The 14,547-nt window shown below is 60.9% G+C and carries 17 protein-coding genes; 15 read left to right on the top strand and 2 right to left on the bottom strand.

Annotated features, from left to right (window positions below):
* Nucleotides 1-68: 68 nt before the first annotated feature.
* The gene (locus AABC73_RS20910) at nucleotides 69-368 is read right to left on the bottom strand and encodes a YciI family protein (RefSeq protein WP_341520776.1); all 300 of its coding nucleotides are present in this window, start codon (nucleotides 366-368) and stop codon (nucleotides 69-71) included.
* A 1-nt stretch (nucleotide 369) separates the two neighbouring features.
* On the bottom strand, nucleotides 370-972 hold the full coding sequence (locus AABC73_RS20905) for a septation protein A (protein ID WP_065833368.1): 603 nt from the start codon (nucleotides 970-972) through the stop codon (nucleotides 370-372).
* 66 nt (nucleotides 973-1,038) lie between these two features.
* Between AABC73_RS20905 and AABC73_RS20900 the strand changes: the two genes are divergently transcribed.
* The 15 genes from AABC73_RS20900 to AABC73_RS20830 all read left to right on the top strand — a co-directional run bounded on the left by AABC73_RS20900 (nucleotide 1,039) and on the right by AABC73_RS20830 (nucleotide 14,504).
* A complete protein-coding gene (locus AABC73_RS20900) occupies nucleotides 1,039-1,902 on the top strand; it encodes a PHP domain-containing protein (protein ID WP_341520775.1) in 864 nt (287 codons plus the stop codon).
* 13 nt (nucleotides 1,903-1,915) lie between these two features.
* Complete coding sequence (locus tag AABC73_RS20895; protein WP_020290403.1) at nucleotides 1,916-2,545, top strand: L-threonylcarbamoyladenylate synthase; 630 nt, start codon at nucleotides 1,916-1,918, stop codon at nucleotides 2,543-2,545.
* 59 nt (nucleotides 2,546-2,604) lie between these two features.
* Nucleotides 2,605-3,363 carry a ScpA family protein gene (locus tag AABC73_RS20890; RefSeq protein ID WP_170826322.1) on the top strand — a complete coding sequence of 253 codons (759 nt, stop codon included), beginning with the start codon at nucleotides 2,605-2,607 and terminating at the stop codon, nucleotides 3,361-3,363.
* 10 nt (nucleotides 3,364-3,373) lie between these two features.
* A complete protein-coding gene (scpB, locus tag AABC73_RS20885) occupies nucleotides 3,374-4,162 on the top strand; it encodes an SMC-Scp complex subunit ScpB (RefSeq protein ID WP_065833372.1) in 789 nt (262 codons plus the stop codon).
* A 61-nt stretch (nucleotides 4,163-4,223) separates the two neighbouring features.
* Complete coding sequence (locus tag AABC73_RS20880; protein ID WP_341520774.1) at nucleotides 4,224-4,412, top strand: DUF1289 domain-containing protein; 189 nt, start codon at nucleotides 4,224-4,226, stop codon at nucleotides 4,410-4,412.
* Between the two features lie 185 nt (nucleotides 4,413-4,597).
* Nucleotides 4,598-5,878, top strand: coding sequence for a 23S rRNA pseudouridine(2605) synthase RluB (gene rluB, locus AABC73_RS20875; RefSeq protein WP_341520773.1), 1,281 nt, complete (start codon nucleotides 4,598-4,600; stop codon nucleotides 5,876-5,878).
* A 613-nt stretch (nucleotides 5,879-6,491) separates the two neighbouring features.
* Nucleotides 6,492-8,723: a DNA internalization-related competence protein ComEC/Rec2 gene (locus AABC73_RS20870; RefSeq protein WP_341520772.1), complete on the top strand. Its 2,232-nt coding sequence runs from the start codon at nucleotides 6,492-6,494 to the stop codon at nucleotides 8,721-8,723.
* Nucleotides 8,724-8,790: 67 nt separating this feature from the next.
* Nucleotides 8,791-9,465, top strand: coding sequence for a MotA/TolQ/ExbB proton channel family protein (locus tag AABC73_RS20865; RefSeq protein WP_341524296.1), 675 nt, complete (start codon nucleotides 8,791-8,793; stop codon nucleotides 9,463-9,465).
* On the top strand, nucleotides 9,462-9,893 hold the full coding sequence (locus AABC73_RS20860; protein ID WP_020290396.1) for a biopolymer transporter ExbD: 432 nt from the start codon (nucleotides 9,462-9,464) through the stop codon (nucleotides 9,891-9,893). Before AABC73_RS20865 ends, AABC73_RS20860 begins: the two co-directional genes overlap by 4 nt.
* Nucleotides 9,893-10,888: a tetraacyldisaccharide 4'-kinase gene (gene lpxK, locus AABC73_RS20855; protein ID WP_341520771.1), complete on the top strand. Its 996-nt coding sequence runs from the start codon at nucleotides 9,893-9,895 to the stop codon at nucleotides 10,886-10,888. Before AABC73_RS20860 ends, lpxK begins: the two co-directional genes overlap by 1 nt.
* A 17-nt stretch (nucleotides 10,889-10,905) precedes the next feature.
* Nucleotides 10,906-11,091 (top strand): Trm112 family protein, encoded by a 186-nt coding sequence (locus tag AABC73_RS20850; protein ID WP_003174668.1) that lies wholly within the window; start codon nucleotides 10,906-10,908, stop codon nucleotides 11,089-11,091.
* Nucleotides 11,088-11,852, top strand: a complete 765-nt coding sequence (kdsB, locus tag AABC73_RS20845; protein WP_341520770.1) for a 3-deoxy-manno-octulosonate cytidylyltransferase — start codon at nucleotides 11,088-11,090, stop codon at nucleotides 11,850-11,852. Before AABC73_RS20850 ends, kdsB begins: the two co-directional genes overlap by 4 nt.
* Nucleotides 11,849-12,868, top strand: a complete 1,020-nt coding sequence (gene murB / locus AABC73_RS20840) for a UDP-N-acetylmuramate dehydrogenase (RefSeq protein ID WP_341520769.1) — start codon at nucleotides 11,849-11,851, stop codon at nucleotides 12,866-12,868. The genes kdsB and murB overlap by 4 nt, the downstream gene beginning before the upstream one ends.
* A 56-nt stretch (nucleotides 12,869-12,924) precedes the next feature.
* Nucleotides 12,925-13,914: an XdhC family protein gene (locus AABC73_RS20835; protein WP_341520768.1), complete on the top strand. Its 990-nt coding sequence runs from the start codon at nucleotides 12,925-12,927 to the stop codon at nucleotides 13,912-13,914.
* The gene (locus tag AABC73_RS20830; protein WP_341520767.1) at nucleotides 13,911-14,504 is read left to right on the top strand and encodes a nucleotidyltransferase family protein; all 594 of its coding nucleotides are present in this window, start codon (nucleotides 13,911-13,913) and stop codon (nucleotides 14,502-14,504) included. The genes AABC73_RS20835 and AABC73_RS20830 overlap by 4 nt, the downstream gene beginning before the upstream one ends.
* Nucleotides 14,505-14,547 lie beyond the last annotated feature (43 nt).

Raw genomic sequence — 14,547 nt, 5'->3', positions numbered from 1 at the left:
TAATGACAAGCGGGGATTGTGCGATTGTTGCTCAGGTCGAGCAACAATCGCGACAGTTGACGGTTATTTTAAGGCAGGACGAGTTTGAATGGCTTGACCACGACATGGTCGTAAACGCCAGCCTGGACGTACGGATCGGCTTCGGCCCAGGTCTTGGCCGCGCTGAGTGAGTCGAACTCGGCAACGATCAGGCTGCCAGTGAAACCGGCCGCGCCTGGATCATTGCTGTCCACCGCCGGATTCGGGCCGGCCAGGATCAGACGGCCTTCATTCTTGAGCGCGTTCAGGCGCTCAAGATGGGCGGGACGAACGCTCAGGCGTTTTTCCAGGGAGTTTTCAACGTCTGTGGCAACGATTGCGTAGAGCATGTCAGTCCTCGGTTTTTGTTGAAGGTGGCGGTGTTTCGGGATCATGCATGTGGCGGGCAAGGAACAGGCCCTGGCCGACCAGGAACAACAGCGTCATGCCCAGGCTGCCGAAGACTTTGAAGTCGACCCAGAATTCCTGATAGGTAAACGCCACGTACAGGTTGGCCGCGCCGCAGAACAGGAAGAAGATGATCCAGGCGATGTTCAGCTTGGTCCAGATCGCCTGCGGCAAGGTCAGGGCATGGCCCATGATGCGCTGGATCAACGGGCGGTCGCCGATGAAGTGGCTGCCGGCAAACGCCAGGGCGAACAACCAGTTCACCACCGGGGCTTTCCATTTGAGGAAGGTCTCGCTGTGAAACGCCAGCGTCAGGCTACCGAACACCAGACAGGCAACCAGCGTCAGCCATTGGCTTTTTTCCAGCTTGCCTTGCTTGACGAACAGAATGCCGTAGACCACCACCGAACTGATGATCAGCATGGCGGTCGCACTGAATATGCCACCCACCATGACGCTGTGACCCAGGATGTCGACGGCGCGAGGCTCGATTTTGTAAACGATGAAAAACAGCAACAGCGGGATGAAGTCGATGAATTGTTTCACAATGGCAGCCAGAAGCAGGATGTGGCGGCATAATAACAAACATCAATGACAGCGAAAGCGCCACCTATGAATGTTGACCTGCACTGCCACAGCACTGCTTCCGATGGCGCCATGGCGCCGGCGGATCTGGTTGCGCGTGCTTATGAAAACGGCGTGCGCGTCTTGTCCCTGACCGATCACGACACCCTCGAAGGCCTCGAAGAAGCCCGGACTGCGGCGCATGCGCTGGGTATGCAGCTGGTCAACGGGGTCGAATTGTCCTGCACCTGGGGCGGTGCGACCATTCACATTCTGGGCTATGGTTTCGACGTCAATGCACCGCTTCTGGTCGAGGCAATTGCCCGTTTGCACACCGGACGCTGGCTGCGTGCTGAAGAAATAAGTCGCAAATTGGCGATCAAAGGTATGCCCGGAGCGCTGGAAGGTGCCCGAGCGATCCAGCAGGAACTGGGTGACAGCGGTAATGCGCCAGCCCGTCCGCACTTCGCCGACTTCATGGTGCGGGAAGGTTTCGTCAAGGATCGCGCCGAAGCGTTTCGCAAATGGCTGGGTGCCGGCAAGCTCGGCGACGTCAAGCTGCATTGGCCTACTCTGGAGGATACCGTCGCGATGTTGCGCGCTTCGGGAGCCTGGGTCAGCCTTGCGCACCCCGCGCACTACGATTTCACCCGCAGCAAACGTCGTAAACTGGTCGCCGAGTTCTTGCAGGCTGGCGGCCATGCCATAGAGGTGGTCAACGGTCTGCAGCCTGCCGAGCAGGTCGGGACATTGGCCATCCTGGCTCGTGAATTCGGTCTGCTGGTGAGTGCCGGCAGTGACTTCCACGCTCCTGGCGCCTGGTCCGAGATCGGTATTTATCGACCGCTGCCCGAAGATCTGCCGCCACTTTGGTGTCGATTCAAACATGACCAGCCTACTGCCGTCGTCTGAACAGGAAGATACCGTGAGTCAATTTTTCCAGGTCCACCCGGAAAACCCGCAGCCGCGCCTGATCAAACAGGCCGCAGAAATCATCAAGGCCGGCGGGCTGGTGGTCTACCCCACTGATTCCTCCTATGCATTGGGTTGCCAGATCGGCGACAAGAGCGCCATCGAGCGAATCCGCCGCCTGCGCCAGCTGGACGACAAGCACAACTTCACCCTGATGTGTTGCGACCTGTCGCAGCTCGGGCTGTTCGCCAAGGTCGATACCGGCGCGTTTCGTGCGCTCAAGGCGCATACGCCGGGGCCGTACACCTTCATTCTCAACGCCACCCGGGAAGTGCCGCGACTGGTGCTGCACCCCAAGCGCCGCACCATCGGTCTACGCGTGCCGGGGCATCCCATTGCTCAGGCGCTGCTTGAGGAACTGGGCGAACCGCTGATGAGCGTCAGCCTGATCATGCCGGGAGACAGCGTGCCTCTGAGCGATCCTTACGAAATGCGTCAACTCCTGGAACGTCAGGTGGACCTGATCATCGATGGCGGCATCGGCGGGATTTCCGCCTCAACAGTCATCAATCTCGCCGACGGCGAGCCCCAGGTGATCCGCGTCGGCTGCGGCGATCCAACCCCGTTCGGTGTGGAAGCGTAATGACCCTGGCGGAAACGGTGGACAGCCAGGCCGGCGCCCAGCAGGAACTGCCATTCGCCATGGTCTATGGCCAGGCGGTCATGCAGATGCCGGTGGACCTGTATATCCCGCCGGATGCCCTTGAAGTCTTTCTCGAAGCCTTCGAAGGCCCGCTGGACCTGCTGCTCTACCTGATCCGGAAGCAGAACATCGATATTCTCGACATCCCGGTAGCCGAAATCACCAAGCAGTACATGGGTTACGTCGAGCTGATGAAAACCGTGCGCCTGGAACTGGCCGCCGAGTATCTGGTGATGGCGGCCATGCTCGCCGAGATCAAGTCGCGCATGCTCCTGCCGCGTTCGGCGGCTATTGAGGAGGAAGAAGACGACCCCCGCGCCGAGCTGATTCGTCGTCTGCAGGAGTACGAGCGCTTCAAGGCTGCCGCCGAAGGCATCGACCGCCTGACCCGAGTCGGCCGCGATGTCAGCGTGCCCCGGCTGGATGCGCCGGAAGCCAGGGCCCGTAAGCTGTTGCCGGATGTCAGTCTCGACGAGCTATTGATGTCCATGGCCGAAGTGCTGCGCCGGGGCGATATGTTTGAAAGCCATCAGGTCAGCCGTGAAGCGTTGTCCACCCGCGAGCGCATGAGCGACGTGCTGGAACGTCTCAAAGGCGGCGGTTTCGTGCCGTTTGCCGAGCTGTTCACGGCCGAAGAAGGGCGGCTTGGTGTTGTCGTGACCTTCATGGCGGTGCTGGAGCTGGTCAAGGAATCCTTGGTGGAATTGGTGCAGAACGAGCCCTTCGCGGCGATCCATGTGCGGGCGCGAGCCGAATAAGAGCAGATCAATGAACCTCAACGAACCCCGCGAGCTGGCACCGCTGCTCGAAGCTTTTCTATTGGCCTCGGGCAAGCCGCAATCGCTGGAACGCCTTTTCGAACTCTTTGAAGAAGGCGAACGCCCCGAACCGCCAGTGTTCAAAAAAGCCCTGGAATTGCTGCGCAAGTCCTGCGATGGCCGGGCTTTCGAACTCAAGGAAGTTGCATCCGGTTATCGCTTGCAGATTCGCGAGAAGTTTTCGCCCTGGGTAGGCCGCCTGTGGGAAGAGCGCCCGCAACGCTATTCCCGGGCCATGCTGGAAACCATGGCGCTGATTGCCTATCGCCAGCCGATTACCCGTGGCGAAATCGAAGACGTGCGGGGTGTGGCGGTCAACAGCCATATCGTCAAGACCTTGCTGGAACGCGAGTGGATCCGGGTCGTGGGTTATCGCGATGTTCCCGGCAAGCCTGCGATGTTTGCCACCACCAAGGGCTTTCTGGATCACTTCAACCTGAAAAACCTCGACGATTTGCCGCCGCTGGCCGACCTGCGCGAGCTGGAGCCCGATCCGATCCTCGACTTCGAAGACGCCCCGGTGCCCGCGCACTTGCAGGCGTTGGCCGACGCCAGCCTCGACCCGGACGCCGAACCCGAGCCGCCACGGGATGAAACCAGCTTCCGCAGCTTGCTGGTGGAACTGGATTCCATGGAGCAGGGCTTGAAAATCGATTTCGACGATTTATTGATCAATGAGCCTGATACAGAGTCTGAATTGGCAGATGACCCTGAAGACGACAAGAATCCGGGTGCCTGACAAATCGCTGGCATCCTACGGAATGCAATCTCGCCATTAACCTTTATTTCGGCGGCACTCCATGAGCAGCAAAAACCCCTGCATCAGCCTCTGCAAATTCGACGACGAGATTTGCCTTGGGTGCGGCCGCAGCAAGAAAGAAATCAAAAGCTGGAAGAAGATGGAGAAAGGCGAACGGCGCGAAGTGCTGGCCGAATCAGCCGTTCGTTTGAGCAAGCTCAAGAGCGCCGGTCGGCGGAAAAAGAAGTGAGCGGCAATATTTCGACTAGCCTGTGATGCGCAACGTGCGCCTTGAGCGTATGATTCGCGACCTTTTGGCGATTCATACTCGCCACAGGCTTTTAGAATTTTCGCTTCGCGGCTATCCACAGCCGCAGGCAGCAGGTCACGCCGGTCCTCGGCGTCACCTGAATCGACACACCGGGAGGTGCCCAGATGAGTATCAAAGACAAGCAGGACAGCCAGGAAATCGGACCCGCAGGTGAAAAACTGCAGAAGGTTCTGGCACGTATTGGTGTAGGTTCGCGACGTGACGTCGAAGCCTGGATCAGCCAGGGCCGGATCAAGGTCAATGGCAAGGACGCGACCCTCGGTCAACGCGTCGACATGCATGACGCCATCACCGTGGATGGTCGCGTGATCAAGCGCGAAGAGGCAGCCGAAACGGTTCGCCGCGTCATCATGTACAACAAGCCGGACGGTGAAATCTGCACCCGCGACGACCCAGAAGGTCGCCCTACGGTGTTCGATCGCCTGCCGCGTCCAAAAGAAGGCCGCTGGGTCAATATCGGCCGCCTGGACATCAACACCACCGGTTTGCTGATGTTCACCACTGACGGTGAGCTGGCTAACCGCCTGATGCACCCGTCCTTCGAAATGGACCGCGAATACGCAGTGCGCGTACGTGGCGAAGTCGATGACGACATGCTGGCGCGTCTGAAAGCCGGTGTCGTCCTTGAAGACGGTCCTGCGCGTTTCACCGACATCAAGCAGGCGCCCGGTGGCGAAGGCTTCAACCATTGGTATCATTGCGTGGTGATGGAAGGTCGCAACCGCGAAGTCCGTCGTCTGTGGGAATCCCAGGGGCTGGTGGTCAGCCGTCTGAAGCGCGTGCGTTACGGACCGGTGTTCCTCAACTCCGACCTGCCGATGGGCCGCTGGCGCGAAATGAGCCAGTACGAAGTCGACGTGCTCAGCCAGGAAGTCGGCCTTGAGCCGGTTGCCCAACCGCAGATGAATGCCAAGACCAAGGACAAGATGGAGCGCTTGCAGCGCCAGTCGTCCCGTCCATTGGGCAAAGGCGAGCGTGTTGTTCGCACCTTGCGTCCAGCTGCGGGCGCACCTGCTCCGACCGCTGATCGTGCGCCGCGTCAGCCACAAGTGACCGGCAGCGAGCGCGACCGTCCGCGTGGCGATTCGACCCAGCGTCCGTCCGGTCCACGTTCCGAATCCGGCCGTGGTCAACGTCCTGCTGGCTCACGTAATGATCCGAGCAAACCGTCGCCGCGTACTCCGCGTCCGGCCAACGGTCGTACCGACAACAGCCGTGGCACGCCAGTGGCCGAGCGTCCGAACGACGTCAACAAGCGTCCAGCCAAGCCTGCGCACAAGCGTCCAGGCATCACGCTGGTCGACGACGCGCCGTCCGGCAAGCGCCGTGGCCCGCCGTCGGGTTCGGGCCAACGTCCGGGCTTTGGTCGTCGCAAGCCGCAGTAATGCAGTGATGTAACAAGAAACGCCAATCGAGAGATTGGCGTTTTTTTGTCTGCTGTGAGGAGCCTGTGGGAAACCTGTGGGACCGGATTTATCCGGGAAGGCGTCTTCGCGGGCAAGTCGGATCGCCGCCCGCTCGCTCCAACAGAACCACGGAGCTCCTGCGAGAGATAGAGCACTCAGAGATCAAGTCGAATTGAGTCCGGAGATCGGGTCAGGCCCCTTTCCCAGCAGGCCGAACGCAGGTATTGCGCAGTGGGGAACTCGGCATGGATGCCGAGTTAGCCGCACTGGGCCAGGGATGGCCCTTTGCGGCGACCCACGGAGTAATGCCGGAGTGAGGGCAGTCTGAGCTCAGCGAAGACCCGTATGGAGGGGCAAGACTTTTTGGTTACTTTTGGGGCGTTTGCCAAAAGTGACCCGCTGTAAGAGCGGAACCGTAATTCCAGCACACGCCCATAACGGATATGTACTCAGTAACAACGCCTTCCCGAATAATCCGTCCCACATGAGTTACCCATCACCGCCCAAGACCTTGTGACAATTGATCCCGACGCTTTGCGACTGCCTGAGCTAAGCCATTAGAAGACTTTTGCCGTAATCGGGATGAACACGTATGCGCACAGGGATGTTCGCGCTGGCGTCAGGGATGCTGCTGTTACGTTTTCTGCCGCAACTGCCGCCGACCTGGCTGTTGCTGTTGATGCCGGTCGTGGCCTTGATGCTGCTGCCGTTTCGCACTTATCCACTGGCGTTTTTTCTGTTCGGCCTGACCTGGGCTTGCGCGTCGGCGCAATCGGCGCTGAATGATCGGCTGCCGTCACGGCTGGATGGCCAGACGCTCTGGCTGCAAGGCAAGGTGGTCGGCTTGCCCAGTCTTGCCGAAGGCGTGGTGCGTTTCGAGCTGGAAGACGCCAAGTCCCGTCGCGCTCGATTGCCTGAACACCTCCGTGTTTCCTGGTATGGCGGCCCGGCCGTGCGCAGTGGCGAGCGCTGGCGTCTGGCGGTCAAGCTCAAGCAGCCCAGCGGGTTGGTCAATCCCCACGCATTTGATTACGAGGCCTGGTTGCTGGCACAGCGGATCGGGGCAACCGGCACCGTCGTCGATGGACAACTGCTGTCCGCCGCCAGGTATGGCTGGCGTGACGCGCTGCGGCAGCGATTGCTGGCGGTTGACGCGCAAGGGCGCGAAGGCGGGCTGGCAGCGCTGGTGCTCGGCGATGGTTCGGGCTTGAGCACGGCGGACTGGCAAACCCTGCAGAACACCGGGACTGTGCATCTATTGGTGATTTCCGGCCAGCACATTGGCTTGTTGGCGGGAGTGATCTACGCGCTGATCGCCGGGCTGGCGCGCTGGGGTTTATGGCCTCGGGCCTTGCCCTGGTTGCCGTGGGCCTGTGGCCTGGCGTTTACCGCTGCACTTGGCTATGGCTTGCTCGCCGGGTTCGAAGTGCCGGTGCGTCGGGCCTGCGTCATGGTCGGCATGGTGCTGCTCTGGCGTCTGCGCTTTCGGCATCTGGGCGTGCTCTGGCCGTTGCTGTTGTCGCTCAATGCGGTCCTGATCTTCGAGCCACTGGCCAGTCTTCAGCCGGGATTCTGGCTGTCGTTCCTTGCAGTGGGAATTCTGCTGTTGATTTTCAGTGGGCGATTGGGCGCCTGGAGCTGGATACGCAGCTGGACACGGGCGCAGTGGCTGATTGCCCTGGGTTTGTTGCCGGTCCTGCTGGCGCTGAATCTGCCCGTCAGTCTCAGCGGACCTTTGGCCAACTTGATCGCCGTGCCCTGGGTCAGCTTCGTTGCGTTGCCGCCCGCGCTGCTGGGCACGTTGTTGCTGCCGGTTCCGGTCATCGGCGAAAGCCTGTTGTGGCTGGCCGGTGGCGCGCTGAATGGGCTGTTCTGGTTTCTCGGTTGGGTGGCGGGCGTGGTGCCAGTCTGGATCCCCGGCGCGATGCCGGTGTGGGTCTGGGCGTTGAGCCTGTTGGGCGCCTTGCTGTTATTGCTGCCCAGCGGCGTGCCGTTACGGCCGCTGGGCTGGCCACTGCTGCTGTTGTGCGTGTTCCCGCCTTTGAAATCCGTGCCTCACGGGCAAGTACAGGTGTTGCAAATGGATGTCGGCCAAGGCCTGGCGATCCTGCTGCGCACGCGGCAACACACCCTGTTGTTCGATGCGGGGCCGCGCTTTGGCGAGTTCGATATCGGCGAGCGGATCGTGCTGCCCGTCATGCGTAAAGTCGGGGTGCGCAAGCTGGACCTGATGCTGCTCAGCCATGCCGACGCCGATCATGCCGGCGGAGCCTTGGCAGTCCAGCAAGGCATGCCGGTTGCCCGGGTTCTGGGTGGCGAGCTGGAACGGCTCGCGCCGCAACTCAACGCGCAACTGTGTCAGATCGACGAATCCTGGGAATGGGACGGCGTAACGTTCTCGACCTGGCGCTGGGAGCAGGCGAAAGAAGGCAACCAGGCGTCTTGCGTGCTGATGGTCGACGCCAATGGCGAGCGGCTGTTGCTGACCGGTGATATCGACGCCGATGCCGAACAAGCAGCGCTGCGCAGCGACTTCGACGTGCGCGCTAATTGGCTGCAAGCGCCGCATCACGGCAGTCGCACCTCATCGTCCAAGCCATTTCTGCGAGGTGTCGACCCGCAGGGCGTCCTGATCTCCCGTGGTCGCAACAATGGCTTCGGTCACCCGCATCCGTTGGTCATGTCGCGCTATCACTGGTTTGGCATTCGCACCTACGACAGCGCCGAGCTGGGTGCGATCAGCCTGCAACTGGGCACCTTCGGTCAACCCCAGGTCGAACGGGGCCTCCAGCGGTTCTGGCGTGACTCATCCGACGGAAATTGATCACAGGCTTCGGCCAGCTGGCGAGCCTATGTTAGAGTGGCGCCACTTTTTTCTGGGGGTCGTCACTGTGTGGGAACTGGTCAAATCAGGTGGCTGGATGATGCTGCCGATCATTCTGAGTTCCATCGCCGCGGTCGGCATCATCATCGAGCGTCTCTGGACCTTGCGTGCCAGCCGCATCACGCCGCCGCATTTGCTGGGGCAGGTCTGGCGCTGGATCCAGGACAAGAAACTCGACAGCGAAAAGCTCAAGGAGCTGCGCGCCGATTCGCCGCTGGGTGAAATCCTCGCCGCAGGCCTGGCCAACTCCAGGCATGGTCGCGAGATCATGAAGGAGTGCATCGAAGAAGCCGCCGCACGGATCATTCATGATCTGGAGCGCTATTTGAGCGCCCTGGGTTCGATTGCTGCCATGGCGCCGTTGCTGGGTTTGCTGGGCACCGTGCTGGGCATGATCGATATCTTTGGCTCGTTCAACGCCACCGGTAACACGGCCAATGCCGCTGTGTTGGCAGGCGGTATCTCCAAGGCGCTGATCTGTACCGCATCTGGGCTGATCGTGGCCATTCCGGCGATTTTCTTTCATCGTTTCCTGCAAAGCCGGGTCGATGAACTGGTGGTCGGGATGGAGCAGGAAGCCATCAAGCTGGTGGAAGTGGTGCAGGGCGACCGTGACGTCGATGTCAACGATCCAAGTATCCAGCTCAAGGCGCAGGCCCGGGGTGAGGGTCGCAAGAAGTGAAATTTCGTCGGCGCAAGGTCAGGGAGAACATCGACATCAACCTCGTGTCGTTGATCGATGTGGTGTTCATCCTGCTGCTGTTCTTCATCGTGACCACGACTTTTACTCGCGAAACCCAACTGCGGGTCGATCTGCCGCAGGCGGTCACCGGCACGCCGGACACCGACGCCGATCGCAAGCATCTGGACATCGCCATCAATGCCGACGGGGTTTTTTCCCTGAACAACCAATTGCTGCCGAAAAACGATCTGGCCACGCTGATTGACGCCTTGCAGCGTGAATCGGCCGGCGATACCAGTTTGCCGCTGACGATCAGCGCCGATGGCAAAACCCCCCATCAATCGGTGATTACCGCCATGGACGCTGCTGGCAAACTGGGTTTCAGTCATTTGCGCATGACCACCGTCGAGGCCACATCGGCTAACTGATGGCACTCTCCGACCGCTTGCTTGCCGCCTGGTATGCCGGTCATCCGGCTCTGGCGCTGTTACGACCGCTGGAATGCCTGTATCGCCGTGTCGTCGAGGGCAAGCGTGCGCGTTTCCTGGCCGGGCAGGGTGAAATCTACAAGGCGCCGATTCCGGTCATCGTCGTCGGCAATATCACGGTCGGCGGCACCGGCAAGACGCCGCTGATTCTGTGGATGATCGAGCACTGCCGCAGCCGAGGCCTGCGCGTTGGCGTGGTCAGCCGAGGTTATGGCGCTACGCCGCCGAGCCTGCCGTGGCGCGTGACCGCCGAACAAAGCGCGGCTCAGGCGGGTGACGAACCTCTTTTAATTGTGCAGCGCACCGGCGTGCCGTTGATGATCGATCCTGATCGCAGCCGCGCAGTGCGTGCCTTGCTGGACAGCGAGCCGCTGGACCTGATTCTGTCGGACGATGGCCTGCAACATTACCGCCTGGCCCGGGATCTGGAGCTGGTGCTGATCGATGCGGCCCGCGGCCTGGGCAATCGACGCTGCCTGCCCGCCGGACCTCTGCGTGAACCCGTCGAGCGCCTGAACAGCGTCGATGCGCTGCTCTACAACGGTGCCAGCGCTGATCGAGACGACGGTTACGCCTTCCAGCTCAAGCCCGCCGCGCTGGTCAATCTGCGCAGCGGCGCGCGGGAGCCGGTGGAATTCTTTGCGCCGGGACAAGCCGTTCACGCTGTGGCGGGGATCGGCAATCCGCAACGTTTCTTCAATACCCTCGAAGGGCTACACTGGCGGCCTGTCGCTCACGCGTTCGCCGACCATGCCGCCTACAGCGCGCAGACACTGACGTTCACGCCTTCGCTGCCCGTGGTCATGACCGAAAAGGACGCCGTGAAATGCCGGCCCTTCGCGGCGGATGACTGGTGGTATCTGGCCGTGGATGCAGTGCCTTCGGCCGCTTTCGTCAGTTGGTTCGACTCGCAGTTATCACGTCTTTTGCCATGATTCGCTCAGGATTTCTTATGGACACCAAATTGCTCGACATCCTCGCTTGCCCGATCTGCAAAGGTCCGCTCAAGCTCAGCGCCGATAAAACCGAACTGATCAGCAAGGGTGCAGGCCTGGCCTATCCGATCCGTGACGGCATTCCGGTGATGCTGGAAAGCGAAGCGCGCACCCTGACGACCGACGAGCGTCTGGATAAATGACGGCGGTTTTCACGGTAGTCATTCCGGCCCGCTACGGCTCCAGCCGCTTTCCCGGCAAGCCCCTGAAAGAGATCGCCGGCAAGCCGATGATCCAGCATGTCTGGGAACAGGCGCGCAAAAGCAGCGCGGCGCGGGTCGTGGTTGCCACCGATGATCCGCGTATCGTTGAAGCCTGTCGCGCCTTCGGTGCCGAGGTTCTGCTGACCCGTGACGACCATAATTCCGGCACTGACCGTCTCGCCGAAGTGGCTACCCAGCTGGGGCTGGCTGCCGACGCCATCGTGGTCAACGTTCAGGGCGACGAGCCGATGATCCCGCCTGCGGTGATCGATCAGGTCGCGGACAACCTGGCGGCGCATCCGGAAGCACTGATGTCGACCCTGGCCGAGCCGATCGACGACGTTGCTGCGCTGTTCAATCCGAACGTGGTCAAGGTGGTTGCCGATATCAACGGTCTGGCGCTGACTTTCAGCCGTGCGCCCTTGCCTTGGGCGCGTGATGCGCTGGCCAGGGATCGTGATCAATTGCCGGCGGGTGTTCCGTACCGTCGTCATATCGGCATCTATGCTTATCGTGCAGGGTTCCTGCAGGATTTCGTCAGTTGGGGCCCGTGCTGGCTCGAAGACACTGAAAATCTGGAGCAACTGCGTGCACTGTGGCATGGCGTACGTATTCACGTGGCCGACGCTGTTGAAGCGCCGCCTGCCGGCGTGGACACCGCTGAAGATCTCGAACGTGTCCGACGCTTGCTGGAGGGTTGACGTTGCAGCTGCAATCCGCCGTTTCTCTCAAACCGTTCAATACCTTCGGCGTCGATGTGCAGGCGCAGCTGTTTGCCCAAGCCCATAACGATGACGACGTGCGTGCGGCGCTGGCCTATTGTGCCGCGAACACCCTGGAGCTGATGGTTATCGGCGGCGGCAGCAATCTGTTGCTGACCGGCGACGTAAAAGCTTTGGTGCTGCACATGGCCAGCCGTGGTATTCGCATTGTTCGCGAAGATTGCCTGGAGGCCATCGTCGAGGCCGAAGCGGGCGAGCCGTGGCACCCGTTTGTGCAGTCTTGTCTGGAACTCGGCCTGTGCGGCCTGGAAAACCTGAGCCTGATTCCCGGGACGGTCGGCGCTGCACCGATGCAGAACATCGGCGCTTATGGTGTCGAGATCAAGGACGTCTTTCATAGCCTGACCGCCCTCGACCGGCAGACGGGCGGGTTGCGCGAATTCTCCCTGGAAGAATGCGCGTTCGGTTATCGCGATAGCCTGTTCAAACATGACACCGGACGCTGGTTGATCTTGCGCGTGCGCTTCGTTCTGAGCCGCGTCGCGCGCCTGCATCTGGATTACGGCCCGGTACGTCAGCGTCTGGACGCGCTCGGTATCGCGCATCCAACCCCGCGTGATGTCAGCCGGGCAATCTGCGCGATCCGCAGTGAAAAACTTCCTGATCCCGCCGAACTCGGTAACGCGGGGAGCTTCTTCAAGAATCCGCTGATTTCCGCTGAACTGGCGGCGCGCATCAAAGTCAGTTATCCGGGGCTTGTGGGTTATCCACAGGCTGATGGGCAAGTGAAGCTTGCCGCTGGCTGGCTGATCGAGCAAGCCGGATGGAAAGGTTACCGTGAAGGGGATGCCGGCGTGCATCGCTTGCAGTCGCTGGTGCTGGTCAACTATGGTCGGGCCACTGGCGCACAACTGTTGGCTCTGGCACGGCGTATCCAGGCCGACATCGTCGAGCGCTTCGATGTAACGCTGGAAATGGAACCCAATCTTTACTGACTCCCTTCTACAGATTCATGCCTCTGGGCTGAATGCCTTCAATGAGGACCCACCTGATGGATAGCGTCGACCTGAATGTCCTGCGCAGCGTGCTGGAATGGCGTCGTGCAGGGCAGCGTGTGGTGTTGTATAGCGTGGTCCAGACCTGGGGCAGCGCGCCGCGACCACCCGGCGCGATGCTCGCGTTGCGCGAAGACGGCGTGGTCATCGGCTCGGTTTCCGGTGGCTGCATCGAGGACGATTTGATTGCCCGCCTGCAGGACGGTCGTTTGCAGCGCGACGGGCAGGGCATCGAATTGATCACTTATGGTGTCACCCTGGATGAAGCGGCGCGTTTCGGCCTGCCTTGCGGTGGCACTCTGCGCCTGACGCAAGAGTGGGTCGGCGATGAGCAGTGGGTCGCAGAACTCTTGCAGCGCTGCGAAGACCATCAAATCGTCGCCCGTGAACTCAATCTGCACACCGGCGAAGTCAGCCTGCACAGCGCGCAACGTGACGATGTGGTGAGTTTTGATGGCAATACCTTGCGCACCATTTACGGTCCGCGCTGGCGTTTGCTGTTGATCGGCGCCGGGCAACTGTCCCGCTATGTCGCGGAAATGGCCCATTTGCTGGATTTCGACGTGCTGATCTGCGATCCGCGTACGGAATTCTCCTTCGGCTGGGAGGATCAGCAAGCGCGTTTTGTGCCGGGCATGCCCGACGACGCGGTGCTGGCCATCGAGACGGATGAGCGCACCGCCGTGGTCGCTCTGACCCATGATCCACGCCTGGACGACATGGCGTTGCTCACGGCGTTGAACTCGCCGGCGTTTTACGTCGGGGCACTGGGCTCGCGGGTCAACAGTCAGAAGCGTCGGGAAAACCTCGCGCTGCTGGGTTTGAGCGAGACGGCCATTGCTCGCTTGCACGGCCCAATCGGCCTGCATATCGGCAGTCATACCCCGGCTGAGATCGCGCTATCGTTGCTGGCTGAAATCGTCTACATCAAAAACGGCATCGCCCTGCAACAGAAAAAACCGTTGATCGCCGAGACTGCGCATTGAGCAGTGAGGTCTGCGCCATTGTGTTGGCCGCAGGGCAGGGCAGTCGTTATCGGGCCGTGGCCGGGAATGATCAGCATAAGCTCTTGGCGCCTTGCCTGGGTTTGGACGGGGTTGTGCGCCCCGTGGTGGAACAGGTCCTGATCGGGCTGCACGGCGTTGTGGATAAGTGCCTGTTGATAACTCGCCAGGATTGCCCGGAAATCTGCCGGCTTGGCCTGCATTACGGCTGTGAGGTGGTGCTGCTGGATTCACCCGGCATGGGCGACAGCATCGCCGCTGCGGTCGCGGCCGCATCTGATTGCCGTGGCTGGTTGGTGGTGCTGGGCGATATGCCGTTTATCCTGCCGGACACGCTGGGCAAGGTGATTGATTCCCTGCAGGACGATTGCATCAGCGTTCCTGTTCATCAAGGTGAGCGTGGTCATCCGGTTGGCTTTGGGCGCACGCTCGGCCCTGCGCTGATGACTCTGGCTGGCGATCAAGGCGCCAGGCGGCTGTTCAAGACGTCGCGGCTGCAGCTTGTCGAGGTAGATGATCCTGGCGTGCTGTGGGACGTGGATGTGCCCGAAGCGCTGATCTTCAATCCGTAAACGGCTATAAACAACGGCCATAAAAAAGCCCCACCTGCTTTCA

It is taken from the genome of Pseudomonas sp. G.S.17 (genome assembly GCF_038096165.1).
Classification (GTDB): domain Bacteria; phylum Pseudomonadota; class Gammaproteobacteria; order Pseudomonadales; family Pseudomonadaceae; genus Aquipseudomonas.
This window is presented reverse-complemented; position numbering and strand designations above follow the sequence as displayed.

What these genes read in the sequence shown, in the direction of transcription:
- AABC73_RS20910 (WP_341520776.1), bottom strand. Translation starts at nt 368, where the DNA reads ATGCTCTACGCAATCGTTGCCACAGACGTTGAAAACTCCCTGGAAAAA.
- AABC73_RS20900 (WP_341520775.1), top strand. Translation starts at nt 1,039, where the DNA reads ATGAATGTTGACCTGCACTGCCACAGCACTGCTTCCGATGGCGCCATG.
- AABC73_RS20890 (WP_170826322.1), top strand. Translation starts at nt 2,605, where the DNA reads ATGGTCTATGGCCAGGCGGTCATGCAGATGCCGGTGGACCTGTATATC.
- scpB (WP_065833372.1), top strand. Translation starts at nt 3,374, where the DNA reads ATGAACCTCAACGAACCCCGCGAGCTGGCACCGCTGCTCGAAGCTTTT.
- AABC73_RS20880 (WP_341520774.1), top strand. Translation starts at nt 4,224, where the DNA reads ATGAGCAGCAAAAACCCCTGCATCAGCCTCTGCAAATTCGACGACGAG.
- rluB (WP_341520773.1), top strand. Translation starts at nt 4,598, where the DNA reads ATGAGTATCAAAGACAAGCAGGACAGCCAGGAAATCGGACCCGCAGGT.
- AABC73_RS20870 (WP_341520772.1), top strand. Translation starts at nt 6,492, where the DNA reads ATGCGCACAGGGATGTTCGCGCTGGCGTCAGGGATGCTGCTGTTACGT.
- lpxK (WP_341520771.1), top strand. Translation starts at nt 9,893, where the DNA reads ATGGCACTCTCCGACCGCTTGCTTGCCGCCTGGTATGCCGGTCATCCG.
- AABC73_RS20850 (WP_003174668.1), top strand. Translation starts at nt 10,906, where the DNA reads ATGGACACCAAATTGCTCGACATCCTCGCTTGCCCGATCTGCAAAGGT.
- kdsB (WP_341520770.1), top strand. Translation starts at nt 11,088, where the DNA reads ATGACGGCGGTTTTCACGGTAGTCATTCCGGCCCGCTACGGCTCCAGC.
- AABC73_RS20835 (WP_341520768.1), top strand. Translation starts at nt 12,925, where the DNA reads ATGGATAGCGTCGACCTGAATGTCCTGCGCAGCGTGCTGGAATGGCGT.